The organism is Streptococcus parasanguinis (genome assembly GCF_032163505.1).
Taxonomy (GTDB): Bacteria; Bacillota; Bacilli; order Lactobacillales; family Streptococcaceae; genus Streptococcus; species Streptococcus parasanguinis_V.
On the sequence record NZ_CP134147.1, the window covers coordinates 29,081 to 54,375 of the forward strand.

The following is a 25,295-nucleotide window of genomic DNA, read 5'->3' on the forward strand; positions in this document are numbered from 1 at the left end:
TGGAAGGATTGTTGAAATATCCTTTGATGATGAGCAAAAGATGGGGATCTGGCTTGTTCTTTTGCGATGGGGTCCTATTTATAGTATAATGAATATAAGTGTTTTGGAGGTGTTCTATGGATTTAACGAAACGTTTTAATAAAAATCTGAATCGGATCGAAGTTTCTTTGATTCGTCAGTTCGATCAATCAATTTCTTCCATTCCTGGTGTCTTGCGTTTGACTTTAGGGGAACCGGATTTTACAACTCCTGAACATGTAAAAGAAGCAGGAAAGGCTGCCATTGATGCGAATTTTAGCCATTACACTGGGATGAGTGGTTTGCTGGCTTTGCGTGAGGCTGCGAGTCAGTTTGTGACTGATAAATATGGTATTCACTATCGTCCTGAAGATGAGATATTGGTGACGATCGGTGCGACTGAAGCCCTATCTGCAACCTTGACAGCGATCTTGGAACCTGGAGATGTAGTGCTTCTTCCGGCGCCAGCTTATCCGGGTTATGAACCGATTGTAAATTTGGTTGGGGCTGAGATTGTCGAAATTGATACGACAGCAGATCGTTTTGTCTTGACTCCTGAAAAGTTGGAAAAGGCTATTTTAGAGCAGGGTGAAAAATTGAAGGCTGTTATTCTCAATTATCCAGCTAATCCAACGGGTGTTACTTATTCGCGCGAACAGATGGCGGAATTGGCTGCTGTCTTAAAAAAATATGAAGTCTTTGTGATTTGTGATGAAGTCTATTCAGAGTTGACTTATACTGGAGACGCGCATGTCTCTATGGCATCCTTCATTCCTGAACAGACCATTGTTATTAATGGCTTATCTAAGTCTCATGCTATGACAGGCTGGCGGCTTGGCTTTATCTTTGCGCCTGCTGCATTGACGGCCCAACTCATCAAGAGCCATCAGTATTTGGTAACGGCTGCTGGAACCATGAACCAGTATGCTGCGATTGAGGCCTTGACTGCTGGTCGGGATGATGCGGAGCCGATGAAGAAGGAATATGTGAAGCGTCGCGATTATATTATTGAACAGATGTCCGCGCTTGGGTTTGAGATGATTAAGCCAGATGGAGCTTTTTATATTTTTGCTAAAATCCCAGCTGGTTATAATCAAGATTCCTTTGCTTTCTTGCAGGATTTTGCGCGTGAAAAAGCGGTTGCTTTCATTCCTGGTGCTGCTTTTGGTCAATATGGTGAAGGCTATGTGCGTTTGTCGTATGCAGCCAGCATGGAGGTTATCAAGGAAGCTATGAAACGCTTGAAGGAGTATATGGAAGAACATGCTGGAGTCAATTGAGACCCGGGGAATTGTCCTGTATAATCGGGAGTTTCGTGAGGATGACAAGCTGGTCAAAATCTTCACAGAGAAGTCAGGGAAGCGGATGTTTTTTGTGAAACATGCGGGAAAATCACGGTTGAATCCCATGTTGCAACCTTTGGTAACGGCAGATATGTTGTTGAAAATCAATGATGATGGGTTGAGTTATATTGATGATTTTCAAGATGTGCAGATTTATAAGAAAATTAATGCAGATCTTTTTGCCCTTTCTTATGCGACCTATGTTCTGGCGCTTGCAGATGCAAGTATTCAGGATAATCAGGTGGATCCGGCCCTGTTTGCTTTTTTGGAAAAGACCTTGTCTTTGATGGAAGAGGGACTGGATTATGAGGTTTTAACCAATATTTTTGAGATTCAGATTCTATCACGATTTGGAGTTGTCTTGAATCTGCATGAATGCTGTTTCTGTCATCGGGTTGGACTTCCTTTTGATTACTCTTTTCGCTATAGTGGGGTCCTTTGTCCGGATCATTATGATCAGGATGAGAGACGTGCTCACTGGCATCCGAATGTTCTCTATTTATTGGATCAGTTTCAAGCAGTACGATTCAGTGAGTTAGAGACGATTTCCCTACAAGCGGAGATGAAAACAGCTCTGCGTCAGGCAATTGATCAGTTGTATGAGGAGTATGTAGGGATCCATTTAAAAGCTAAAAAGTTTATCGATTCCTTGAGTGACTGGGGAGCGATTATGAAAGATTCATCTGGAGGTGAAACATGAAAAAAATTGCAGTAGATGCAATGGGGGGCGATAATGCACCTCAAGCCTTGGTAGAAGGTGTGAATCAAGCCATTCGTGATTTTGATGATATTGAGATTGTCTTATATGGCGATGAGGCAAAAATCAAAGACTATTTAACCGCAACCGAACGTGTATCGATTGTGCACACGGAAGAAAAAATTGATTCAGATGATGAGCCAACGCGTGCCATTCGTCGGAAGAAACAGGCTTCGATGGTCTTGGCTGCCAAGGATGTGAAGGCTGGTGAGGTGGATGCCATGCTATCTGCGGGAAATACAGGTGCCTTGTTGGCAGCAGGTTTCTTTATTGTTGGGCGCATCAAGGGCGTGGAACGTCCAGGTTTGATGTCGACACTTCCAACGGTTGATGGTCGTGGGTATGACATGTTAGATTTGGGTGCTAATGCGGAAAATACACCAGAGCACTTGCATCAGTATGCTGTGATGGGGTCTTATTATGCTGAAAATGTTCGTGGGATTCAAAAACCGCGTGTGGGTCTATTGAACAATGGGACAGAAGCTAGTAAGGGAGATCCTTTGCGCAAGGAAACCTACCAATTGTTATCTGAGGATGAGTCGATTCATTTTGTTGGAAACGTGGAAGCGCGTGACTTGATGGATGGCGTTGCTGATGTCGTTGTGGCGGATGGTTTTACAGGAAACGCTGTCTTGAAAACGATGGAAGGAACGGCTTTTGGGATCTTGAAGCAATTGAAACAAGCAATTGCCACAGGAAACTGGAAGGCGAAATTGGGAGCTTTTCTGCTCAAGGACCGTTTGAAATCATTGAAGCAAACCTTGGATTTCTCAGATGTTGGAGGAGCGGTCTTGTTTGGCCTTCAAGCACCTGTTGTTAAAACGCATGGTTCGAGTGATGCCAAAGCTGTCTATAGCACGATTCGTCAGATTCGGACTATGTTAGAGACAGATGTTGTTGGAAAATCAGTGAAGGAATTATCGAAGGAAGGGTAATGTATGAGTAAACAAAACGAAATTTTAGCTACTATTGAGGAATTTCTCAAAGACCGCAAGGGACCAGATTTTCAAGTATCTTTGGAATCTGACTTACGTAAGGATTTACAGGCGGATTCTGTTGAATTGATGGAATTTATTATCAATCTTGAGGATGAATACCAAATTGAGATTCCGGACAAGGCTATTGATGAATTTAACACAGTAGGGGATGTTGTCGACTATATCGAAAAACGAACTGCTGGTCACTAATGAAAAAGGGATCGTTCAGAGATTATTCTGGATGATCTTTTTTTCTGTCCTTTTTATTCGGATTCTGCTTATATTGTACGGAATTTTATTGAAAATACACTTTGTATGTGATAGAATGAAGGTGATAAAATACGAAAGGCGAACAAAGTCATGACCAATCAACTGATTTATACTGGAAAAGCTAAGGATATCTATACTACTGAGGACGAACATGTGATTAAGTCGGTCTACAAGGACCAGGCAACCATGCTAAATGGGGCTCGTAAAGAGACTATTAAAGGAAAAGGTGTGCTAAATAATCAGATTTCGTCTCTTATTTTTGAAAAATTGAATGCTGCGGGTGTAGCTACTCACTTTATCGAACGTATTTCTGACACAGAACAACTCAACAAGAAAGTAAAAATTATTCCTTTGGAAGTTGTTCTTCGTAACGTGACTGCGGGTTCCTTTTCTAAACGTTTTGGCGTGGAGGAAGGCTTGGACTTGAAAACTCCAATCGTTGAATTTTACTATAAAAACGATGAGTTGGATGACCCATTCATCAATGATGAGCATGTGAAGTTTTTGGATATTGCCAATGATGAACAAATTGCTTATATTAAGGAAGAAACGCGTCGTATCAATGAATTGCTGAAGGATTGGTTTGCACAAATTGGTCTTCGCTTGATTGACTTCAAATTGGAATTTGGTTTTGATAAGGATGGCAAGATCATCTTGGCGGATGAATTCTCTCCAGATAACTGCCGCCTTTGGGATGCTGAAGGGCACCATATGGACAAGGATGTTTTCCGTAGAGATTTGGGCAGTTTAACGGATGTATATCAGGTTGTATTGGAAAAATTGCAAGGTTTGAAGTGATCTTTTTGAAATAGAAAACCTTCGTCTTCGATAACCTATTTGAATAGAAATAAAGGAAATAAAATGGATAAACGTATTTTCGTTGAGAAAAAAGCTGATTTTCGTGTGAAATCGGACTCTTTAGTAAAAGAATTACAGCATAATCTTCAGTTGAAAACGTTGAATGATCTTCGGATTGTTCAGGTTTACGATGTCTTTGGTTTGGTAGAGGACTTGTTTGCGCGTGCGGAAAAACATATCTTCTCTGAGCAAGTGACTGATACTGTTTTAGATGAAGCTGAGGTTCAGGCTGATCTTGAGAAATATGCTTTCTTTGCTATCGAAAGCTTGCCTGGTCAATTTGACCAACGTGCGGCATCTTCACAAGAAGCTTTGCTTTTGCTTGGTAGTTCAAATGATGTAACAGTGAATACAGCGCAATTGTACTTGGTTAACAAGGATATTGATGCGAATGAGTTGGAAGCTGTCAAAAACTACCTTTTGAACCCAGTGGATTCTCGTTTCAAAGATATCACTGTTGGTATTGCGAAACAGGATTTCTCTGAGTCTGACAAGACCATTCCAAGCTTGGATTTCTTTGAAACTTATACGGCAGAAGATTTTGCACAGTATAAGGCTGAGCAAGGATTGGCAATGGAAGTGGATGACCTTCTCTTCATTCAAGATTACTTCAAATCTATTGAACGTGTACCAACTGAGACTGAGCTTAAGGTTTTGGATACTTACTGGTCTGACCACTGTCGTCACACGACTTTCGAAACTGAGTTGAAAACCATCGACTTCTCAGCTTCTAAATTTAAAAAACAATTGCAAGCGACTTATGACAAGTATATTGCCATGCGTGATGAGTTGGGACGTACAGAAAAACCTCAAACCTTGATGGATATGGCAACTATTTTTGGCCGTTATGAGCGTGCTAATGGTCGTTTGGATGACATGGAAGTGTCTGATGAAATCAATGCCTGCTCTGTTGAAATTGAAGTGGATGTCAATGGTGTCAAAGAACCATGGCTTCTCATGTTCAAGAACGAAACGCACAACCACCCAACGGAGATCGAACCATTTGGTGGAGCGGCTACTTGTATCGGTGGTGCCATTCGTGACCCATTGTCAGGGCGCTCCTACGTTTACCAAGCCATGCGTATCTCAGGTGCTGGTGATATTACAGCTCCAATTTCAGAAACTCGCGCTGGTAAATTGCCACAACAAGTGATTTCTAAAACAGCGGCTCACGGTTATTCTTCATACGGTAACCAAATTGGTTTGGCGACAACTTATGTTCGTGAATACTTCCACCCAGGTTTTGTTGCTAAGCGTATGGAGCTAGGTGCAGTTGTCGGTGCGGCTCCTAAAGAAAATGTGGTTCGTGAAAAACCTGAAGCAGGTGATGTGATTATCTTGCTTGGTGGTAAGACTGGACGTGACGGTGTCGGTGGTGCGACAGGTTCTTCTAAAGTTCAAACGGTTGAATCTGTTGAAACAGCTGGTGCTGAGGTTCAAAAAGGGAATGCCATCGAAGAACGTAAGATTCAACGTCTTTTCCGTAATGGAGAAGTGACCCGTCTGATCAAGAAATCAAATGACTTTGGTGCCGGTGGTGTCTGTGTGGCGATCGGTGAATTGGCAGATGGTCTTGAAATTGATCTAGACAAAGTGCCATTGAAATACCAAGGTTTGAACGGTACAGAAATTGCTATCTCAGAATCTCAAGAACGGATGGCTGTAGTGGTTCGTCCAGAAGATGTAGATGCTTTCGTTGCTGAATGTAACAAAGAAAATATTGATGCTGTTGTCGTTGCAACAGTAACTGAAAAACCAAATCTTGTCATGCACTGGAATGGTGAAACCATCGTTGATTTGGAACGTCGTTTCCTTGATACAAACGGTGTACGTGTGGTTGTAGATGCTAAGGTGGTTGACAAGGATGTCAAGCTTCCAGAAGAACGTCAAACATCTGCTGAAACCCTTGAAGCGGATACTCTTGAAGTCTTGGCTGACCTGAACCATGCCAGTCAAAAAGGTTTACAAACCATCTTTGATAGCTCGGTTGGTCGTTCAACAGTCAATCACCCACTTGGTGGTCGCTACCAAATCACACCAACGGAAGCTTCTGTACAGAAATTGCCAGTCCAACATGGCGTGACAACAACTGCATCTGTTATGGCGCAAGGATTCAACCCTTATGTAGCAGAATGGTCTCCATATCATGGCGCTGCTTATGCGGTCATCGAAGCCACAGCTCGTTTGGTTGCTGCTGGTGCAAACTGGTCTAAGGCTCGTTTCTCTTATCAGGAATACTTCGAGCGTATGGATAAACGAGCAGAGCGTTTTGGTCAACCAGTCTCAGCTCTCCTTGGATCAATCGAAGCTCAGATTCAACTTGGTTTGCCATCTATCGGTGGAAAAGACTCTATGTCTGGTACCTTTGAAGAATTGACAGTACCACCAACCTTGGTTGCTTTTGGGGTAACAACTGCGGATAGCCGTAAGGTTCTTTCTCCAGAATTTAAAGCTGCTGGTGAAAATATATATTACATCCCAGGTCAAGCTTTGGCACAAGAAATTGACTTTGATCTCATCAAGTCTAACTTTGCTCAATTTGAAGCCATCCAAACTAACCACAAAGTGACAGCAACATCAGCTGTTAAATATGGTGGTGTGGTTGAAGCTCTTGCCCTTGCAACATTTGGTAACCATATCGGAGCTAATGTTGAATTAGATAATCTTGACACTAGCTTGACAGCCCAATTGGGTGGATTCGTTTTCACTTCGCCTGAAGAAATTGCAGGTGTTGCTACGATCGGAAAAACAGCAGCTGACTTTACACTTACTGTCAATGGTGTAACGCTTGATGGACACAAACTTGACAGTGCTTTCCAAGGTAAATTGGAAGAAGTTTACCCAACGGAATTTGCACAGGCAACTGAGTTGGAAGAAGTACCAGCTGTGGCATCAGATGCTGTGATCAAAGCTAAAGAAACAGTTGATACACCAGTGGTTTACATCCCAGTATTCCCAGGTACTAACTCTGAGTACGATTCAGCTAAGGCCTTTGAAAAAGAAGGTGCAAAAGTCAACTTGGTACCATTTGTCACACTGAATGAAGAAGCTATTGTCAAGTCTGTTGACACTATGGTTGACAATATCGAAAAAGCTAACATTATCTTCTTTGCAGGTGGCTTCTCAGCAGCGGATGAACCAGATGGATCAGCTAAATTTATCGTGAACATCTTGCTCAATGAAAAAGTACGTGCAGCCATTGATAGCTTCATCGAACGAGGTGGTTTGATCATCGGTATCTGTAATGGATTCCAAGCTCTTGTTAAATCAGGTCTTCTTCCATACGGTAACTTTGAAGATGCAAGTAGCACCAGTCCAACCCTCTTCTACAATGATGCCAACCAACACGTGGCTAAGATGGTTGAAACACGGATTGCCAACACCAACTCACCATGGCTTGCCGGAGTAGAAGTTGGTGACATCCATGCCATTCCAGTATCACACGGTGAAGGGAAGTTTGTCGTGACAGCTGAGGAATTCGCAGAGCTTCGTGACAATGGTCAAATCTTTACCCAATATGTTGACTTCGAAGGTAAACCAAGCATGGATTCTAAATATAATCCTAACGGATCTGTAAATGCTATCGAAGGTATCACAAGTAAGAACGGTCAAATTATTGGGAAGATGGGTCACTCAGAACGTTTCGAAGATGGTCTCTTCCAAAATATTCCAGGAAATAAAGACCAACATCTCTTTGCATCAGCGGTTCAATACTTTACTGGAAAATAAAAGGTATACAAAATGACATACGAAGTTAAATCTCTTAATGAAGAATGTGGTATTTTTGGGATCTGGGGACACCCAGATGCTGCAAAACTGACTTATTTCGGATTACACAGTCTTCAACACCGTGGTCAAGAAGGGGCGGGGATCCTTTCGAATGATGCGGGTCAACTAAAACGGTATCGTGATACGGGTCTTCTCTCAGAAGTATTTCGAAATCCTGCTAACTTGGATAAGTTAACAGGAACGGGAGCGATTGGCCATGTTCGCTATGCGACAGCTGGGGAAGCTTCGGTGGATAACATCCAGCCCTTCCTCTTTCGCTTTCATGATACCCAGTTTGGACTGGCCCACAACGGGAATTTGACCAATGCCAAGTCCCTCAAACGGGAGTTGGAAAATAACGGGGCGATCTTTAGCTCAACTTCTGATTCAGAAATCTTGGCCCACTTGATTCGTCGGAGCCACAACCCTTCTTTCATGGGTAAGGTGAAAGAAGCCCTGAATACGGTGAAAGGTGGATTTGCTTACCTTCTCATGCTGGAAGATAAGCTGATTGCGGCCTTGGATCCAAATGGTTTCCGTCCTCTTTCGATTGGGAAAATGGCCAATGGAGCTATCGTGGTTTCATCTGAAACTTGTGCCTTTGAAGTGGTTGGAGCAGAGTGGATCCGCGATGTAAATCCGGGTGAAGTCGTGATCATTGATGATAATGGCATCACTTACGATAACTATACAACGGACACCCAATTGGCTGTTTGTTCGATGGAGTATATCTACTTTGCCCGTCCGGACTCCAATATCCAAGGGGTCAATGTCCATACAGCTCGTAAACGTATGGGAGCTCAATTGGCACGTGAATTTAAACATGAAGCAGATATTGTGGTCGGTGTACCTAATTCATCACTTAGTGCTGCCATGGGCTTTGCGGAAGAATCTGGTTTGCCAAATGAAATGGGCTTGATCAAGAATCAGTATATCCAACGGACCTTTATCCAACCGACTCAGGAATTACGGGAACAAGGAGTGCGAATGAAACTCTCTGCCGTATCTGGTGTCGTAAAAGGCAAACGGGTCGTCATGATTGATGATTCTATCGTGCGTGGAACCACCTCTCGTCGAATTGTGAAATTGTTGAAAGAAGCAGGGGCTACAGAAGTCCATGTGGCAATTGCCAGCCCAGCTCTGGCTTATCCGTGTTTCTATGGAATTGATATTCAGAGCCGTGAGGAGCTGATCGCAGCCAATCATACAGTGGAGGAAACTTGTGAGATTATCGGTGCGGATAGCTTGACTTACTTGTCCATTGATGGCTTGATTGATTCTATTGGCATTGATACCGATGCACCAAACGGTGGTCTTTGTGTTGCTTACTTCGATGGGAAATACCCAACGCCTTTATATGACTACGAAGAACGCTATGTAGAAAGTTTGAAAGAACACACTTCTTTCTATTAAGAACAGTGCAAAAGAAAAGGAATGAATAAAATGACGAATAAAAATGCTTATGCGCAGTCTGGTGTGGATGTTGAAGCGGGTTATGAAGTTGTTGAACGGATCAAAAAACACGTAGCACGTACAGAGCGTGCAGGTGTCATGGGAGCTCTTGGTGGATTCGGTGGCATGTTTGACCTTTCAAAAACAGGTGTCAAAGAGCCAGTTTTGATCTCAGGGACAGACGGTGTCGGAACCAAACTCATGCTAGCTATCAAGTACGACAAGCACGATACCATTGGTCAAGACTGTGTAGCTATGTGTGTCAATGATATCATTGCTGCAGGCGCGGAGCCCCTCTACTTCCTAGACTATGTGGCAACTGGGAAAAATGAACCAGCTAAGCTAGAACAAGTGGTTGCTGGTGTTGCAGAAGGGTGTGTGCAAGCAGGCGCAGCCCTCATCGGTGGGGAAACGGCTGAAATGCCTGGTATGTACGGTGAAGACGACTATGACTTGGCTGGATTTGCTGTTGGTGTTGCGGAAAAATCTCAAATCATCGACGGTTCAAAAGTAGCAGCAGGTGATGTGCTTCTTGGTCTTTCCTCAAGCGGTATCCACTCAAACGGTTACTCCCTTGTTCGTCGTGTCTTTGCGGATTACACAGGCGAAGAAGTTTTGCCTGAGTTGGAAGGTAAAAAACTCAAAGACGTCCTTTTGGAACCAACTCGTATCTACGTCAAAGCTGTTTTGCCTCTTATCAAAGAAGAATTGGTCAATGGGATTGCCCACATCACAGGTGGTGGTTTCATCGAAAATGTCCCACGGATGTTCTCAGATGACTTGGCTGCTGAAATTGACGAAAGCAAGGTTCCAGTTCTTCCAATTTTCAAAGCCCTTGAAAAATATGGACAAATCAAACACGAAGAAATGTTTGAAATCTTCAACATGGGTATTGGTCTCATGCTTGCAGTTAAACCAGAACATGTTGAACGTGTCAAAGAACTTCTTGACGAACCTGTTTATGAAATCGGTCGTATCGTCAAGAAAGAAAACGAAAGTGTTATCATCAAATGAAAAAAATAGCGGTTTTTGCCTCTGGTAATGGCTCAAATTTTCAGGTGATTGCTGAAGAATTTCCAGTGGAGTTTGTCTTTTCAGACCATCGTGATGCCTATGTGCTCGAGCGTGCCGAAAAGCTTGGAGTTCCTTCCTATGCTTTTGAACTCAAGGAATTTGAGAGCAAAGCAGACTACGAAGGAGCCATTGTCGAGCTCTTGGATGAGCACGAGATTGACCTAGTCTGTTTGGCTGGTTATATGAAAATCGTCGGTCCAACCTTGCTAGCGGCTTATGAAGGCCGTATTATCAATATTCACCCGGCTTATCTCCCTGAATTTCCAGGCGCTCATGGTATTGAGGATGCTTGGAATGCAGGTGTTGAGCAGTCTGGTGTGACCATTCATTGGGTGGACTCGGGCGTGGATACCGGTAAGGTCATCAAACAAGTCCGTGTACCACGCCTTGAAGGGGATACCCTTGACACTTTCGAAACCCGCATCCACGAAACAGAGTACAAACTCTATCCAGAAGTATTGGAACTTTTGGGAGTGGAGAGGAAATAAGAAGGAAATCAAGTTTTGATTGTGTAATTTTGGTAGGAGAAAAATGATTAATCTGAAATTAGTAGATGAGAGCAGTTTTCAGGTAGTGCTGGATTTGAAAATATCTGATGCTGATAAACGAGCACGTTTCGTAGCTCCAAATGTGCGCTCTTTAGCTGACGCATGGCTCTACCGAGAGAATGGGGATGTGTTTCCAATGGCAATCTATTGGAATGAGCAAGTAGTTGGTTTTCTCCTGCTGGAAATAGATAAGGATGAAGCAGAATACTTTATCTGGCGGATAATGATTGGCCAGCAGTACCAAGGAAAAGGTTATGGACGAAAAGCCTTGGAAGTTCTAATCAAAGAGGCTCAGATGGATAGATGTTGCAATCATATTATCGCAGATTATGTAGTCGGAAATGAAAAAATGAAGCACCTGCTGACTAGTCTGGGTTTTCGGGAAACAGGATTTATAGAAGAAAATAATGAAATCGCTATGCGCTTGGACCTAAAGAAAGAGGAATAGAATGACGAAAAAAGCTTTAATCAGTGTCTCAGATAAGACAGGCATTGTAGAATTTGCGAAAGAGCTGAAAACTCTGGGCTGGGATATCATCTCAACAGGTGGTACCAAAGTTGCCCTTGACAATGCCGGAGTAGACACCATTGCTATCGATGATGTGACTGGTTTCCCAGAAATGATGGACGGTCGTGTGAAGACCCTCCATCCAAATATCCACGGTGGTCTTCTTGCTCGTCGCGACCTCGATAGTCACCTAGAGGCTGCTAAGGACAATCAGATCGAGCTCATCGACCTTGTGGTGGTTAACCTTTACCCATTCAAGGAAACCATTCTCAAACCAGACGTGACTTATGCGGATGCCGTTGAAAACATCGATATCGGTGGTCCATCAATGCTTCGTTCAGCAGCTAAAAACCACGCTAGCGTAACAGTTGTTGTAGACCCTGCTGACTATGCTGTTGTTCTTGACGAATTGTCAGCAAACGGCGAAACCTCTTACGAAACTCGTCAACGTTTAGCAGCAAAAGTATTCCGTCACACAGCAGCCTATGATGCCTTGATTGCGGAATACTTCACAGCTCAAGTGGGTGAAAGCAAACCTGAAAAACTCACTCTGACCTATGATCTCAAACAAGCTATGCGTTACGGGGAAAACCCTCAACAAGACGCTGATTTCTACCAAAAAGCTTTGCCGACGGATTACTCTATTGCATCGGCTAAACAGCTCAACGGGAAAGAGTTGTCCTTCAACAATATCCGTGATGCGGATGCTGCGATTCGTATCATTCGCGATTTTAAAGACCGTCCAACCGTTGTGGCATTGAAACACATGAATCCATGTGGAATCGGTCAGGCTGATGACATCGAGACTGCTTGGAACTACGCTTATGAATCTGATCCGGTGTCTATCTTTGGTGGTATCGTCGTTCTCAACCGTGAGGTAGATGCTGCGACAGCTGAGAAGATGCATGGTGTTTTCCTTGAAATCATCATCGCGCCAAGCTACACAGACGAAGCACTTGAAATCTTGACTAATAAAAAGAAAAACTTGCGGATCCTTGCCTTGCCATTTGACGCTCAAGATGCTAGTGAAGTAGAGGCTGAGTACACAGGTGTTGTTGGTGGCCTTCTCGTTCAAAACCAAGATGTGGTGAAAGAAAGTCCCGCTGACTGGCAAGTGGTGACCAAACGCCAACCAACTGATATAGAAGCGACTGCTCTTGAGTTTGCTTGGAAAGCCATCAAGTATGTCAAATCAAACGGGATTATCGTGACCAACGATCACATGACACTTGGTGTTGGCCCTGGTCAAACCAATCGTGTGGCTTCCGTCCGTATCGCCATTGATCAAGCGAAAGACCGTCTTGACGGAGCTGTTCTTGCTTCAGATGCCTTTTTCCCATTTGCAGATAACGTGGAAGAAATCGCCAAAGCAGGAATCAAAGCGATCATCCAGCCAGGAGGCTCGGTCCGTGACCAAGAATCTATTGAAGCAGCTGATAAATACGGTTTAACCATGATCTTTACAGGTGTTCGTCACTTCAGACATTAATCAAATAAGGCACTCATCGATAGATGAGTGCCTTTATTAATCAAGCGACCTTTAATTTGGATAGATATAGCTGACCGTTCCCCAGACAGCATTCGTGGGGTCAAACCAGCCACGGAAATTGTTGATGGTCCGATTTCCATTATAATTGGCTTCTTTCACTTGGATTTTTTGGTTATGTTCGACCTCCGTCACGACTGCAACGTGGCCATAGCCTCCATTATCCCAACAGGCGATAGCGCCGACCTCAGGGGTATTTCCTGTCCGGAAGCCTGCAACGCGAGCACTAGTAGCCCACATGCCACCGTTTCCCCACCAGTTTTGTGACCAAGGAGCCAGTTCTTTTGCTGCCCAGGTACATTCACCAACGGGATAGTAATTATCCGGTTGGGTGACCAGTGGAGTAGCTTTAGCCCGCTCGACCTGAAATTCTGTGGCGAGCAGGCCTTTTAAGTGTCCCTTGTCTTTCTGGTAAACATGGAGATGAAAGGTTCCTTTCCCTGTATGTTTCTCGGCGTTGAAGGACAATTGGTAGCGACCAGGTGCCGTTTTTTTTGCGGGATACCAGATCAAGTCGTCTTGGCCACCTTGTTCAGACCAGATGGGAAAGAGGACTTCCTCCACATCTTCAAAGAGCTGGAGTTGGATCTCAAATAGCTGCGCACCGCTAGGCCGGACTGTGATCTTAGGTTGGGAAGATGCGAGGTCTTTTTTCTCAACGATTGTCTGTAGTGGAAATAGTCCTTCAAGGTTTCCGTTAGAATGGATGCCGTAGACATGGATGTGATAAAGTCCTGCTTGATCCAAATGATTGGTCAGTGGTACTTGCAAATCAAATCCATTTTCTCCTTGTTGAACAGGATACCAAATAAGGTCGTCTTGGCCGTTTTGCTCGGACCAAATGGGGATGCTAACGCTTTGGAAGCGGTCTGGAATGGTCCCGAGGTGAACAACTAATTGTCCCTTTTCCTTGTAGATGTAATTGACATTTTGCTCTGCTCTTGCAACTTGTGAAGCCCCTGCCCAGAAAAGGCAAGCTGCCAAGAGTAGTTTTTTAATCCCTTGCATAAAACTCCTTTTTTTAAAATATTAGAGGTCTCAATTATAATATTCGTAAAAAGGAGCAGAAATTTTAAAAATAATGAAAAAAGTTTGTTTTCTAACGAAAATCATAGGATAATCCTTGAAACATTAGAACAAAACGAACGTATGTGGTATAATTTAATAAAATAATTCGCAAAAGAGGTTCGAGATGAAACTTTTGGTTGTTGGATCTGGCGGTCGTGAGCATGCGATTGCTAAGAAATTGTTGGAGTCTAAAGACGTTGAACAGGTTTTTGTGGCTCCAGGTAATGACGGAATGCGATTAGATGGTCTAGATTTGATCAATATCGGAATTTCCGAACATTCTAAGCTGATTGATTTTGCAAAAGTCAACGATATTGCTTGGACCTTCATTGGACCAGATGATGCCCTTGCGGCTGGGATCGTGGATGATTTCAATGCAGCTGGTCTCAAAGCATTTGGCCCGACCAAAGCTGCGGCTGAGCTGGAGTGGTCTAAGGATTTTGCTAAGGAAATCATGGTCAAATATGATGTTCCGACAGCAGCCTATGGAACATTTTCCGACTTTGAGGAAGCCAAGGCCTACATCGAAGAAAAAGGCGCTCCAATCGTCGTCAAGGCAGACGGCTTGGCCCTTGGGAAAGGTGTCGTCGTTGCTGAAACGGTTGAGCAAGCTGTCGAAGCTGCTCATGAGATGCTGTTGGACAATAAATTCGGTGACTCAGGTGCGCGTGTGCTCATCGAGGAATTCCTGGATGGAGAAGAGTTCTCTCTCTTTGCCTTTGTCAATGGAGACAAGTTCTACATTATGCCAACGGCTCAGGACCACAAACGTGCCTACGATGGCGACAAAGGTCCTAACACTGGTGGGATGGGTGCCTATGCGCCAGTTCCTCACTTGCCACAGAGCGTGGTTGACACAGCGGTTGACACCATTGTCAAGCCAGTTCTCGAAGGGATGATTAAAGAAGGACGCCCCTATCTTGGTGTCCTTTACGCGGGGCTTATCTTGACAGCTGATGGACCTAAAGTTATCGAGTTTAACGCTCGTTTCGGAGATCCTGAAACGCAAATCATCTTGCCTCGTTTGACATCTGACTTTGCACAAAACATCACGGACATTTTGGATGGCCAAGAGCCAGCCATCACTTGGACGGACAAGGGTGTGACACTAGGTGTGGTTGTAGCATCAAACGGCTACCCACTCGCTTATGAGAAGGGTGTCAAGCTTCCAGCTAAGACAGAGGGTGACATCATCACCTACTATGCAGGAGCTAAATTTGCTGAAAATGGGCAAGACCTTCTTTCAAACGGAGGCCGTGTTTACATGCTGGTCACAACAGCAGACACCGTCAAAGACGGTCAAAATATCATCTACAACGAACTCAACAAACAAAACACAGAAGGCCTCTTTTACCGAACAGATATCGGAAGCAAGGCGAATAAATAAATTTTAAAAGCGGCGAAGTCGCCAAACACGATAATGGTCGCCGTGGTGAAAAGACCAGAACAGAAACTGTTCTGGTCTAGGGAAAATTTGAGACCTTAGGCTCAAATTTTAGGAATGAAACCGAAGGTTTACTTCCGTCCCCCACCACCTAAGACCATTATCAAAAAGAAGAAAAGGAAAAATTATGACTAAACCAATTATTTCCATCATCATGGGCTCCAAATCCGACTGGGCAACCATGCAAAAAACAGCAGAAGTCCTAGACCGCTTCGGTGTAGTCTACGAAAAGAAGGTTGTCTCTGCCCACCGCACACCAGACCTCATGTTCAAACATGCGGAAGAAGCACGTAGCCGTGGCATCAAGGTCATCATCGCGGGTGCAGGTGGAGCTGCTCACTTGCCAGGGATGGTTGCTGCTAAAACAACTCTTCCAGTTATTGGGGTACCCGTCAAGTCACGGGCCCTTAGTGGCGTGGATTCGCTTTATTCCATCGTTCAGATGCCGGGTGGGGTACCTGTTGCGACCATGGCTATCGGTGAAGCAGGTGCGACTAACGCTGGCCTCTTTGCCCTTCGTCTCCTTTCAGTAGAGGACCAGACTATTGCGACAGCATTAGCGGATTTCGCAGAAGAACAAGGAAAAATCGCAGAGGAGTCGACAAATGAGCTCATCTAAAACAATCGGAATTATCGGTGGTGGTCAGCTGGGTCAGATGATGGCTATTTCTGCTATCTACATGGGGCACAAGGTCATCGCGCTGGATCCTGCAGCGGATTGCCCGGCCTCTCGTGTGGCGAAAATCATCGTGGCCCCATACGACGACGTGGATGCTCTTCGTCAGTTGGCAGATCGCTGTGATATTCTCACTTATGAATTTGAAAATGTTGATGCTGATGGCTTTGACGCCGTTATCAAAGAAGGACAGCTCCCACAAGGGACAGACCTGCTTCGCATCTCCCAAAACCGGATTTTTGAAAAGGACTTTTTGTCAAACAAGGCCCAAGTCACTGTGGCACCTTACAAGGTCGTGACTTCTAGCAAAGACTTGGCAGATATTGACCTATCGAAAAACTATGTCCTCAAAACTGCGACAGGTGGCTATGATGGCCATGGTCAAAAGGTTATTCGTTCAGCGGAAGATTTAGAAGAAGCCTATGCACTAGCGGATTCAGCCGACTGCGTTTTGGAAGAATTTGTCAATTTCGACTTGGAGATTTCTGTCATCGTGTCTGGAAATGGAAAGGACGTGACAGTCTTCCCTGTTCAGGAAAATATCCACCGCAACAACATTCTTTCAAAAACCATTGTGCCTGCTCGCATTTCAGAAAGTCTAGCTGAAAAAGCCAAAGCGATGGCAGTGCGAATCGCAGAACAACTGAACCTTTCTGGAACTCTTTGCGTGGAAATGTTTGCGACAGCTGATGACATCATCGTCAACGAAATCGCGCCTCGTCCACACAATTCAGGGCATTATTCGATTGAAGCTTGTGACTTCTCCCAGTTTGATACTCATATCTTGGGCGTTCTCGGATTACCACTTCCTGCTATTCGCCTCCATGCACCTGCTGTCATGCTCAATGTTCTCGGCCAACACGTCGAGGTTGCTGAAACATATGTGACAGAAAATCCAAGCGCTCACCTCCACTTATATGGTAAACTAGAAGCAAAGCACAACCGCAAAATGGGACATGTGACTTTGTTTAGCGATGTGCCAGATAGTGTGGTTGAGTTTGGGAGAGGGATTGATTTTTAAAATGACAGAAGAATTTGATGAATTGCTAGATGATGAAATAACGACCGTAACACTGACTTATACGGACGATTTGATTGTTCCAGAGATTGCGGATAGAGAGGGGATTCATATTTTAGAAAGAGCTGGCAATCAGCTAGTCTTAGAATATTCTTGTTCCGTGAAGGAAGTTAAGGATTATCTGAGTAGTTACGGCCTGCCTAGACATCCTGAGAGAATTTCATTTGAATTTTCTATACATGAAGACTCAGAAAATGATAATCTTTAAAGCTAAATGGAGACCAGTTTATGATTCAAATTATTGTCAACGCTTTTGTTAAACGAGAGAAGCAGATGACTACTGTTGGAAAGGAATTGATTTTTAAGTGAAAATAGCGATTCTAGGACTTGGAGTCATCGGGACTACTTATGCCTATGCTTTTCAAAAAGCAGGTCATCAAGTGGAACACGTACTGAGAGATAGTAAGAAAAACAATGCTCCCAAGGAGTTGTCGGTTGATCTGCTAGATGGTCGCTATTATTCCAAAGGTGAAAACAAACACGATACCTATGAGGTTCGTGTGGCAGAAGCTGATTCGGAATATGATTTTATTTTTCTGAGTGTGCGTCATGGGTTTGTCAAAGAAGCTGTGGAAACCTTGCGAAAAAATAATATCAAAGGCACTCTCGTTTTCTTCTGCAATTTCTGGAATACTCGAAAAGAGGTCCAAGAGTGGGCAGGAGATTACGACTATATTCTGGCTTTTCCGACAGCGGGTGGTCATATGCAGGAGAACCATTTAGATGGCGTCTTGTTTGACCATTTAATGCTAGAAGTTGAGCAAAAAGCACACATTTCTAACTATGCTGATTTGACGACTTTACTGACTTCTGCAGATTTGAAGTGGGAAGTTCCTCATGATATGGTCGAGTGGATTTGGATTCACATGGCGATTAATGCGGGTGTTACTTCGACAGCTGCTCGCTCGGGAAATTTGGAAAATCCAGAACAGCTGGCTCTGAACTTGATGAATAGTTCTTCAGAATTGTCATTGGCCATCAAGGCCATTCGAGAGGCTTTGAAAGTCGTAGAAGCATGTGGTGTAAATTTGAAGCTTTATAAAGCTGAACTCTTACCTTACAAAATTCCCGCTTGGATTGCAGGAAAAGCCATGAAAGTCATGTTTGCGAAAAATGAGCTGACCCGAAAAATCATGACTTTGCACAATGATAAACAGGACATCTTCTATTGCTGTCAAAGTGTTTATCAGACTGGTCAGGAGTTAGGTGTGAAGATGCCTATTCTGGAAGCAAATATGAAGGGCATTTCGATTTAGGAGGTTTTTATGATTCAACTCATTGTCAACGCATTTGTTGAAAAAGAAAAAACGGGAGCAGTCGTCGAAGTCTTGTATGCTAGTAGCGATCACGAAAAAGTGAAAGCGAAGTATGAAGAGCTAGTTGCACAATATCCTGATAACTATTTGGCTATCTATGATGCCCCGCTGGATACGGATTTGAATACACTAGATCACTACCCATCTGTGTGGATTGGGAAAGAAGAATTTGAATAAAGTGATTGTCAGTTGCTAACTGATGTGAAATATCAAAAGAATATCATCATAAAATATAGAATAGAATCAATATATAGACTACATATATAAAGTAGAGGCGGAATGCAAATGTAAGCTAGATTATATGATAGTGTTGAAAAAAGAACTGGAGTTTTTGAGTAAAAAAATGGATTATAGTTTAATAAAAAAAGATTTCAATGAGGATGTTTCAAAAATCAATGAAACAATGACCAATTTAGATATACAAGTTAATAATGTTTTAAACTATTTAAATTTACCGACTACGGATGTTGTGACCGAAGTACGTGAACGCGAATATGTTTATTCAAATTTACTATTTGTATTCGGCGCTTTAGAAGAAAAACCTCAAAATCAGCTATATTTATCTCGTTTTGTTCATGCATGCGCTGATGGATTATTTGATGCAGCATTAAATTATTTGTGGAATGCCACAGTAGAAGTTTTAAGGCAAAAAGTTATTGAGTATGATATAGTTTATTTTTATGATTTAGTTTATTCAGATGCAAAACTTAGAAAAAATTATAAAAATGAATCTGATATTACTAAAGTATCAGAGAGTGAGCTATTACAAGGTATTAAGCAAATGGACTTTATTAATGCTACAGAGTATCAACAGTTGTTACATATAAATTATATGAGAAACTGGAGTAGTGCCGCTCATCCAACTAGAGTTATTTTAGACGGACCAACTTTAATAAGCTATTTAAATCAATGCTTTAAGATAGTATTTAACATGAAAGTTTCTAGTTTTAGTTTACAGATTAGTACACTATTACGAGATATTAAGAGTAGAAGATTAGATGCAACTGAATTAAATACTAGAAGACAGATTATGACAGATTTACCTAGAGATAAAGCTAATGGTCTGATTCAAGGTTTTTTTGGGATATATACTGATGATATAGTGTCGCAAGATACGATGGAAAATATACATGAATTAGCGCCTACATTATGGACAGTAGTTGATGAGTCTGTAAAAACAAAAATAGGTTTAAATTACGCTCAGATAAAAATTAATGGAACAACACAGGAGTCTGAGAGAGCAGAAGCGTTTTTAGAAGTTGTAAAAGGCAAGGCTTATATACCAGATGTTTTTAGGGCGGCAGAAATAGATAGTATATTAGAAGAATTACAGAATGCACATAAATCAGGCGGGAATTTCTATAGTGAGCCAGTTGTCGTCCAACAATTAATTTTAGTTACTTCTAATATTGGAGTTGGGATTCCAAAGGAAGTAAAGTTTAAGTATGTAACTACGCTTGTAAATTGTTTTCTAACAAATGGTTTTGGAGAGGCTTGGAATGCTCAACCATACTATTTGGATTTAATTAATAAATTTACAAAAGAAGAAGCAGAACTGGCTTTATTATCATTTTTTGAAATAGAAATTAACCAGAAATTGAATTATTCTTTATGTATAACTAAATTTAAAGAAATGTTAGAAAAAATACGTTCTAAGTTTACTGGAGACCAATATAGTGATTTTATAGATTATTTAATTGGATTTGGTGCGGAACCGTTAACAAAATTTTTACAAGATCAGAAATATAAAAATAATTTTGAGAACTTCATTAATTCATTACAAAGTTATAATCTTTATATCAATAACTTGCATAAGGAGAAACAACAATGATCGAACGTTACTCTCGCCCAGAAATGGCGAACATTTGGAGTGAAGAAAATAAATACCGTGCTTGGCTTGAGGTGGAAATCTTGGCTGACGAGGCATGGGCTGAGTTGGGAGAAATCCCTAAGGAAGATGTGGCTTTGATTCGCGAGAAGGCAGACTTTGACATCGACCGTATCTTGGAAATCGAGCAGCAAACTCGTCATGATGTGGTGGCCTTCACACGTGCGGTTTCTGAAACGCTTGGCGAAGAGCGCAAGTGGGTTCACTATGGTTTGACATCTACTGACGTGGTAGATACGGCCTATGGTTACCTCTACAAACAAGCCAACGATATCATCCGTCGTGACCTTGAAAACTTCCTCAACATCATCGCTGACAAGGCCAAGGAGCACAAGTTCACCATCATGATGGGTCGTACCCACGGTGTGCACGCTGAGCCGACAACTTTTGGTTTGAAATTGGCCACTTGGTACAGCGAAATGAAACGGAACATCGAGCGTTTCGAACATGCGGCTGCTGGTGTGGAAGCTGGTAAGATTTCTGGTGCGGTTGGTAACTTTGCCAACATCCCACCATTCGTAGAGCAATATGTCTGCGACAAGCTTGGTATCCGTGCTCAAGAAATCTCTACACAGGTGCTTCCTCGTGACCTTCACGCTGAGTACTTTGCAGTTCTTGCTAGTATCGCGACTTCTATCGAGCGTATGGCGACTGAAATTCGTGGTTTGCAAAAATCAGAACAACGCGAAGTGGAAGAGTTCTTTGCTAAAGGTCAAAAAGGGTCTTCAGCAATGCCTCACAAACGCAATCCTATCGGTTCTGAAAACATGACAGGTCTTGCGCGTGTTATCCGTGGTCACATGGTAACAGCTTATGAAAACGTAGCCCTTTGGCACGAACGTGATATCTCTCACTCGTCAGCTGAGCGTATCATCACGCCAGATACGACCATCTTGATTGACTATATGCTCAACCGTTTTGGCAACATCGTCAAGAACTTGACGGTCTTCCCAGAAAACATGATCCGCAACATGAACTCTACGTTTGGTCTTATCTTTAGCCAACGTGCCATGTTGACCTTGATTGAAAAAGGTATGACGCGTGAGCAAGCTTATGACCTTGTTCAACCGAAGACGGCCCAATCATGGGATAATCAAGTAGACTTCAAACCACTTCTTGAAGCAGATCCAGAGGTAACATCACGTTTGACTCAAGAAGAAATCGATGAAATCTTCAACCCAACTTACTACACCAAACGAGTGGATGAAATCTTCGAACGCATCGGTTTGGGTGACTAATCGCAACGAAAAAGGGAATTTGAAAAATAGACGAAAGAGGCTGGGCAAAAACTGTCCAGCCTTTGATGTTTGATAAGACTAACTGCAAGACGCAGTGGTTGATTGGTATCTTTGTTCGCTTATGAAGCTCCAAAGATGACCTAATCAACTGTGCGGGGGTGGGGAAGACGAACTCTTTTTAACTAGTCGGAGTTCTTTCCCACTCCCTTTTTAAACTTTTTATAGCTAAACTATCACTAATTATATATATTTTTAAAGAGGTCTTTAGAAATCGTTTTCAACATGCTATACTGGAGCTATAAAAAAGACCGAGATGTCTCAGTCTTTTTGGTTCTTAGTGATCGCGGTCACAGGAGATGAACTTGATCTTGTAGTAGTCACCGCGTTTATAGGTTTCCGTGTATTCAAGGATTTGGCCAGTCGCTTCTAGCTTGGTCGTCTTCACTTGTTTGACCGTTGGGAAATTTTCGTCGATCTTCAATACTTTAGCAACCTTGCTTGGTGTAGGAAAGACGATTTCGTTGACTTCTTCGAAGTGCTCATCATTCATATGAATGTGATAGTCTTCTTTGAAGCGATCATAGATAGAGCTGTAGTATTCCAAATTTGGATAGTTTGGATTGATGTATTGTTCAGGAATATAGGTTTGGTGGAAGATATAGGTATCATCCCCTGTCTGGCGAGTCCGTTCGATCTTATAGTAGAACTGCGTTGGGTTGAGGCCTAGTTTGTCTAGGATGCTCAAGGTATTTCCACGTTTAATAGAGAGAACTTTGACTTTGGCCTTTTGGATTGGGAAGGTTTCAACATCTGAAAATTCTACCAGTTTGTGTTTTCGAGCACGAGAAACAAAGGTTCCCTTTCCTTGCTGACGGACAATGTAGCCATCGGCGGCGAGGTCGTTCAAAGCACGGACAACGGTGATAGAGCTGACATCATAAATTTTGATGAGTTCAGCTTCCGTATAAAATTTATCTCCATTTTCAAATTTTCCTGAGATAATTTGCTGCTTCAAATCATCTTTGATGTGTTGGTACTTTGGAATTGCCATAGTGCTACCTCTCTTTAGATTTCTCTTATTTAACCCTATTTTAACATATTTTTTATAAAAGTGTTGACATTTTTCAAATAATTTATTATATTAATAAATGAAAAGGGTTACATATAAGAAAGGGGGGCGTTTATGGGAGTTTTTGAGATTCGCGATGCTTTCTATTTAAAAGGTCAACCCTTTAAGATTTTATCCGGAGCAATCCATTATTTCCGTATTGACCCAGCAGACTGGTATCATTCCTTGTATAATCTAAAAGCTTTGGGTTTTAACACGGTTGAGACCTATGTTCCTTGGAATGCGCATGAACCCCGCAAAGGGCAGTTTGACTTTAGTGGCCGATTGGATCTAGAGCGTTTCATTCAAACAGCCCAGTCCCTAGGACTTTACATGATTGTAAGGCCGTCGCCCTTTATCTGTGCAGAGTGGGAATTTGGTGGATTGCCAGCTTGGCTCTTAGAAGAAGACCTGCGAATCCGCTCATCAGACCCAGCCTTTATCGAAGCGGTGGATCGTTATTATGATCGCTTGCTTGGGTTGTTGACACCCTACCAAGTGGATCGGGGTGGTCCAATCCTTATGATGCAGGTGGAAAATGAGTACGGCTCTTATGGAGAAGATAAGGATTATCTTCGTGCCATTCGGGATTTGATGAAGGGAAAAGGCGTGACCTGTCCTCTCTTTACATCAGATGGTCCATGGCGAGCAACGCTAAGAGCAGGAACCTTGATCGAAGAAGACCTCTTCGTGACAGGAAACTTCGGTTCCAAAGCAGCCTATAACTTTGGTCAGATGAAAGAATTCTTTGACGAATACGGCAAGAAATGGCCCTTGATGTGTATGGAATTCTGGGATGGCTGGTTTACCCGCTGGAAGGAACCCGTGATTCAAAGGGACCCAGAGGAGTTGGCAGAAGCTGTCCATGAGGTCTTGGAGCTTGGTTCCATCAACCTCTATATGTTTCATGGCGGAACCAATTTCGGCTTCATGAATGGTTGCTCAGCTCGGGGAACGCTAGACTTGCCACAGGTGACGTCCTATGACTATGGGGCTTTGCTCAATGAGCAGGGCAATCCGACGGAGAAGTATTATGCTATTCAAAAAATGATGGCGACCTATTATCCGGAATACCCACAGCAAGAACCACTCATCAAAGAGTGTTTGCCAGAACAAACCTTGCAATTGGCAGCCAAGACTAGTCTTTTTGGGAATCTGGATAATTTGGCTCAAGTCGAGACCAGCCTTTATCCTGAAAAGATGGAAGAGTTGGGGCAAACCACAGGTTATCTACTATATGAGACAGACCTTGAGTTGGATGCGGAAGAAGAAAAATTGCGCATCATTGATGGTCGGGATCGGGTACAAATTTACCTGGATGATCAACATGTAGCAACACAATACCAAACAGAGATCGGTGAAGATCTTTTTATCAAAGGAAAAAAGAAAGCGGTTACGAATTTAAAAATCTTGCTTGAGAATATGGGCCGTGTCAACTATGGTCACAAGCTCTTAGCTGATAGCCAGCACAAGGGCATTCGCACAGGTGTCTGTGTGGATTTGCACTTCCACCTTCATTGGAAGCAGTACCCACTGGATTTACAAGATCTCAGTCAGCTCGATTTTTCAAAGGAATGGCAGGCAGGTGCTCCAGCCTTTTACCGATATGATTTTCAGCTGGACCACAACCTTGACACTTATCTGGATATGACAGGATTTGGGAAAGGGGTCGTCTTTGTCAACGGCCACAACCTTGGCCGCTTCTGGGAGGTCGGACCGACCACTTCACTTTATGTGCCTCATGGTTTCCTCAAAGAAGGAGCCAATAGCCTGATCGTCTTTGAGACAGAAGGGCGTTACCAAGAGACACTTCAACTTGTTCAACAACCTACATTCAAAGAAGTAAAGGGGGAAAACTTATGACTATTGTAGGATGCCGTATCGATGGACGTTTGATCCACGGGCAGGTAGCCAATCTTTGGACTACCAAACTAAATGTTTCACGTATCATGGTGATCGATGATGAAGTCGCTCAAAATGATATTGAAAAAAGTGGCTTGAAACTAGCGACACCACCTGGTGTTAAGCTCAGTATCTTGCCAGTCGCAAAGGCTGCGGAAAATATCTTGGCTGGAAAATATGATAGCCAACGACTCTTTATCGTAGCTCGCAAACCTGATCGTTTCCTTCGTTTGATCGAAGCAGGCGTTCAGCTTGAAACGCTGAATGTCGGCAATATGTCTCAATCTGATGAGACACGTGCGATTACCCGCTCGATCAATGTGGTGGACGCGGACGTGGAAGACTTCAACAAGATCCACGAAAAAGGTGTAAAGATTACGTCTCAGATGGTGCCAAACGACACTGCAGAAGACTTTATGAAGTTATTAAAGTAAAAGAAAATTTTTAGGAGGAAATTG

At 42.9% G+C, this 25,295-nt stretch carries 23 protein-coding genes; 21 read left to right on the plus strand and 2 right to left on the minus strand.

Annotated features, from left to right (window positions below; genetic code table 11):
• Positions 1–116: 116 nt before the first annotated feature.
• From RIN70_RS00235 to purH, 11 genes are all read left to right on the plus strand, one after another.
• Positions 117–1,298 carry a pyridoxal phosphate-dependent aminotransferase gene (locus RIN70_RS00235; protein ID WP_070594692.1) on the plus strand — a complete coding sequence of 394 codons (1,182 nt, stop codon included), beginning with the start codon at positions 117–119 and terminating at the stop codon, positions 1,296–1,298.
• Positions 1,282–2,061 (plus strand): DNA repair protein RecO, encoded by a 780-nt coding sequence (gene recO / locus RIN70_RS00240; protein ID WP_049490644.1) that lies wholly within the window; start codon positions 1,282–1,284, stop codon positions 2,059–2,061. Before RIN70_RS00235 ends, recO begins: the two co-directional genes overlap by 17 nt.
• On the plus strand, positions 2,058–3,053 hold the full coding sequence (gene plsX / locus RIN70_RS00245) for a phosphate acyltransferase PlsX (protein ID WP_003009280.1): 996 nt from the start codon (positions 2,058–2,060) through the stop codon (positions 3,051–3,053). The genes recO and plsX overlap by 4 nt, the downstream gene beginning before the upstream one ends.
• 3 nt (positions 3,054–3,056) lie before the next feature.
• Positions 3,057–3,305, plus strand: coding sequence for an acyl carrier protein (locus tag RIN70_RS00250; protein WP_024054589.1), 249 nt, complete (start codon positions 3,057–3,059; stop codon positions 3,303–3,305).
• A 150-nt stretch (positions 3,306–3,455) separates the two neighbouring features.
• A complete protein-coding gene (gene purC / locus RIN70_RS00255) occupies positions 3,456–4,163 on the plus strand; it encodes a phosphoribosylaminoimidazolesuccinocarboxamide synthase (RefSeq protein ID WP_049475212.1) in 708 nt (235 codons plus the stop codon).
• A 63-nt stretch (positions 4,164–4,226) separates the two neighbouring features.
• Entirely contained in the window at positions 4,227–7,952 is a 3,726-nt protein-coding gene (locus RIN70_RS00260) for a phosphoribosylformylglycinamidine synthase (RefSeq protein ID WP_313790581.1), read from the plus strand.
• A 12-nt stretch (positions 7,953–7,964) separates the two neighbouring features.
• Entirely contained in the window at positions 7,965–9,404 is a 1,440-nt protein-coding gene (gene purF / locus RIN70_RS00265) for an amidophosphoribosyltransferase (protein ID WP_313790582.1), read from the plus strand.
• Between the two features lie 30 nt (positions 9,405–9,434).
• Positions 9,435–10,457 (plus strand): phosphoribosylformylglycinamidine cyclo-ligase, encoded by a 1,023-nt coding sequence (gene purM / locus RIN70_RS00270; RefSeq protein ID WP_313790767.1) that lies wholly within the window; start codon positions 9,435–9,437, stop codon positions 10,455–10,457.
• Positions 10,454–11,005: a phosphoribosylglycinamide formyltransferase gene (gene purN, locus RIN70_RS00275; protein ID WP_313790583.1), complete on the plus strand. Its 552-nt coding sequence runs from the start codon at positions 10,454–10,456 to the stop codon at positions 11,003–11,005. The genes purM and purN overlap by 4 nt, the downstream gene beginning before the upstream one ends.
• 43 nt (positions 11,006–11,048) lie before the next feature.
• Complete coding sequence (locus tag RIN70_RS00280; RefSeq protein ID WP_313790584.1) at positions 11,049–11,513, plus strand: GNAT family N-acetyltransferase; 465 nt, start codon at positions 11,049–11,051, stop codon at positions 11,511–11,513.
• A gap of 1 nt (position 11,514) precedes the next feature.
• Positions 11,515–13,062, plus strand: a complete 1,548-nt coding sequence (gene purH, locus RIN70_RS00285) for a bifunctional phosphoribosylaminoimidazolecarboxamide formyltransferase/IMP cyclohydrolase (RefSeq protein WP_313790585.1) — start codon at positions 11,515–11,517, stop codon at positions 13,060–13,062.
• Between the two features lie 51 nt (positions 13,063–13,113).
• On the opposite strand, the gene RIN70_RS00290 is transcribed toward purH, so the two are convergent.
• Entirely contained in the window at positions 13,114–14,127 is a 1,014-nt protein-coding gene (locus tag RIN70_RS00290; RefSeq protein WP_313790586.1) for a GBS Bsp-like repeat-containing protein, read from the minus strand.
• A 184-nt stretch (positions 14,128–14,311) separates the two neighbouring features.
• Here RIN70_RS00290 and purD point away from each other — a divergent pair, with 184 nt between their 5' ends.
• The 8 genes from purD (at position 14,312) to purB (ending at position 21,827) form a co-directional block, all read left to right on the plus strand.
• Positions 14,312–15,574, plus strand: a complete 1,263-nt coding sequence (gene purD, locus RIN70_RS00295) for a phosphoribosylamine--glycine ligase (RefSeq protein ID WP_313790587.1) — start codon at positions 14,312–14,314, stop codon at positions 15,572–15,574.
• 184 nt (positions 15,575–15,758) lie between these two features.
• The gene (gene purE, locus RIN70_RS00300; RefSeq protein WP_313790588.1) at positions 15,759–16,250 is read left to right on the plus strand and encodes a 5-(carboxyamino)imidazole ribonucleotide mutase; all 492 of its coding nucleotides are present in this window, start codon (positions 15,759–15,761) and stop codon (positions 16,248–16,250) included.
• Positions 16,237–17,328: a 5-(carboxyamino)imidazole ribonucleotide synthase gene (gene purK / locus RIN70_RS00305; RefSeq protein ID WP_313790589.1), complete on the plus strand. Its 1,092-nt coding sequence runs from the start codon at positions 16,237–16,239 to the stop codon at positions 17,326–17,328. Before purE ends, purK begins: the two co-directional genes overlap by 14 nt.
• Before the next feature lies 1 nt (position 17,329).
• Positions 17,330–17,593: a hypothetical protein gene (locus RIN70_RS00310; protein WP_002931759.1), complete on the plus strand. Its 264-nt coding sequence runs from the start codon at positions 17,330–17,332 to the stop codon at positions 17,591–17,593.
• A 97-nt stretch (positions 17,594–17,690) separates the two neighbouring features.
• Positions 17,691–18,641 (plus strand): ketopantoate reductase family protein, encoded by a 951-nt coding sequence (locus RIN70_RS00315; protein WP_313790590.1) that lies wholly within the window; start codon positions 17,691–17,693, stop codon positions 18,639–18,641.
• A 9-nt stretch (positions 18,642–18,650) separates the two neighbouring features.
• Complete coding sequence (locus RIN70_RS00320) at positions 18,651–18,878, plus strand: phosphoribosylaminoimidazole carboxylase (protein ID WP_313790591.1); 228 nt, start codon at positions 18,651–18,653, stop codon at positions 18,876–18,878.
• A gap of 124 nt (positions 18,879–19,002) precedes the next feature.
• Positions 19,003–20,532, plus strand: coding sequence for a hypothetical protein (locus tag RIN70_RS00325; protein ID WP_221161400.1), 1,530 nt, complete (start codon positions 19,003–19,005; stop codon positions 20,530–20,532).
• On the plus strand, positions 20,529–21,827 hold the full coding sequence (gene purB / locus RIN70_RS00330) for an adenylosuccinate lyase (protein ID WP_313790592.1): 1,299 nt from the start codon (positions 20,529–20,531) through the stop codon (positions 21,825–21,827). Before RIN70_RS00325 ends, purB begins: the two co-directional genes overlap by 4 nt.
• Before the next feature lie 334 nt (positions 21,828–22,161).
• On the opposite strand, the gene RIN70_RS00335 is transcribed toward purB, so the two are convergent.
• Positions 22,162–22,878, minus strand: a complete 717-nt coding sequence (locus RIN70_RS00335; RefSeq protein WP_070594681.1) for a GntR family transcriptional regulator — start codon at positions 22,876–22,878, stop codon at positions 22,162–22,164.
• A 132-nt stretch (positions 22,879–23,010) separates the two neighbouring features.
• Between RIN70_RS00335 and RIN70_RS00340 the strand changes: the two genes are divergently transcribed.
• Both RIN70_RS00340 and RIN70_RS00345 read left to right on the plus strand, forming a co-directional pair.
• Entirely contained in the window at positions 23,011–24,798 is a 1,788-nt protein-coding gene (locus tag RIN70_RS00340; protein ID WP_049483972.1) for a glycoside hydrolase family 35 protein, read from the plus strand.
• Positions 24,795–25,271, plus strand: a complete 477-nt coding sequence (locus RIN70_RS00345; RefSeq protein ID WP_003009322.1) for a PTS sugar transporter subunit IIB — start codon at positions 24,795–24,797, stop codon at positions 25,269–25,271. The genes RIN70_RS00340 and RIN70_RS00345 overlap by 4 nt, the downstream gene beginning before the upstream one ends.
• The last annotated feature ends 24 nt before the right edge of the window (positions 25,272–25,295 follow it).

Coding starts and splice junctions, on each gene's coding strand:
- purH (WP_313790585.1), top strand. CDS start 11,515: ATGACGAAAAAAGCTTTAATCAGTGTCTCAGATAAGACAGGCATTGTA.
- plsX (WP_003009280.1), top strand. CDS start 2,058: ATGAAAAAAATTGCAGTAGATGCAATGGGGGGCGATAATGCACCTCAA.
- purD (WP_313790587.1), top strand. CDS start 14,312: ATGAAACTTTTGGTTGTTGGATCTGGCGGTCGTGAGCATGCGATTGCT.
- purM (WP_313790767.1), top strand. CDS start 9,435: ATGACGAATAAAAATGCTTATGCGCAGTCTGGTGTGGATGTTGAAGCG.
- RIN70_RS00235 (WP_070594692.1), top strand. CDS start 117: ATGGATTTAACGAAACGTTTTAATAAAAATCTGAATCGGATCGAAGTT.
- RIN70_RS00320 (WP_313790591.1), top strand. CDS start 18,651: ATGATTCAACTCATTGTCAACGCATTTGTTGAAAAAGAAAAAACGGGA.
- RIN70_RS00280 (WP_313790584.1), top strand. CDS start 11,049: ATGATTAATCTGAAATTAGTAGATGAGAGCAGTTTTCAGGTAGTGCTG.
- RIN70_RS00290 (WP_313790586.1), bottom strand. CDS start 14,127: ATGCAAGGGATTAAAAAACTACTCTTGGCAGCTTGCCTTTTCTGGGCA.
- RIN70_RS00345 (WP_003009322.1), top strand. CDS start 24,795: ATGACTATTGTAGGATGCCGTATCGATGGACGTTTGATCCACGGGCAG.
- purN (WP_313790583.1), top strand. CDS start 10,454: ATGAAAAAAATAGCGGTTTTTGCCTCTGGTAATGGCTCAAATTTTCAG.
- RIN70_RS00260 (WP_313790581.1), top strand. CDS start 4,227: ATGGATAAACGTATTTTCGTTGAGAAAAAAGCTGATTTTCGTGTGAAA.
- RIN70_RS00325 (WP_221161400.1), top strand. CDS start 19,003: ATGATAGTGTTGAAAAAAGAACTGGAGTTTTTGAGTAAAAAAATGGAT.
- RIN70_RS00250 (WP_024054589.1), top strand. CDS start 3,057: ATGAGTAAACAAAACGAAATTTTAGCTACTATTGAGGAATTTCTCAAA.
- purC (WP_049475212.1), top strand. CDS start 3,456: ATGACCAATCAACTGATTTATACTGGAAAAGCTAAGGATATCTATACT.
- RIN70_RS00340 (WP_049483972.1), top strand. CDS start 23,011: ATGGGAGTTTTTGAGATTCGCGATGCTTTCTATTTAAAAGGTCAACCC.
- purK (WP_313790589.1), top strand. CDS start 16,237: ATGAGCTCATCTAAAACAATCGGAATTATCGGTGGTGGTCAGCTGGGT.
- purB (WP_313790592.1), top strand. CDS start 20,529: ATGATCGAACGTTACTCTCGCCCAGAAATGGCGAACATTTGGAGTGAA.
- recO (WP_049490644.1), top strand. CDS start 1,282: ATGCTGGAGTCAATTGAGACCCGGGGAATTGTCCTGTATAATCGGGAG.
- purF (WP_313790582.1), top strand. CDS start 7,965: ATGACATACGAAGTTAAATCTCTTAATGAAGAATGTGGTATTTTTGGG.
- purE (WP_313790588.1), top strand. CDS start 15,759: ATGACTAAACCAATTATTTCCATCATCATGGGCTCCAAATCCGACTGG.
- RIN70_RS00335 (WP_070594681.1), bottom strand. CDS start 22,878: ATGGCAATTCCAAAGTACCAACACATCAAAGATGATTTGAAGCAGCAA.
- RIN70_RS00310 (WP_002931759.1), top strand. CDS start 17,330: ATGACAGAAGAATTTGATGAATTGCTAGATGATGAAATAACGACCGTA.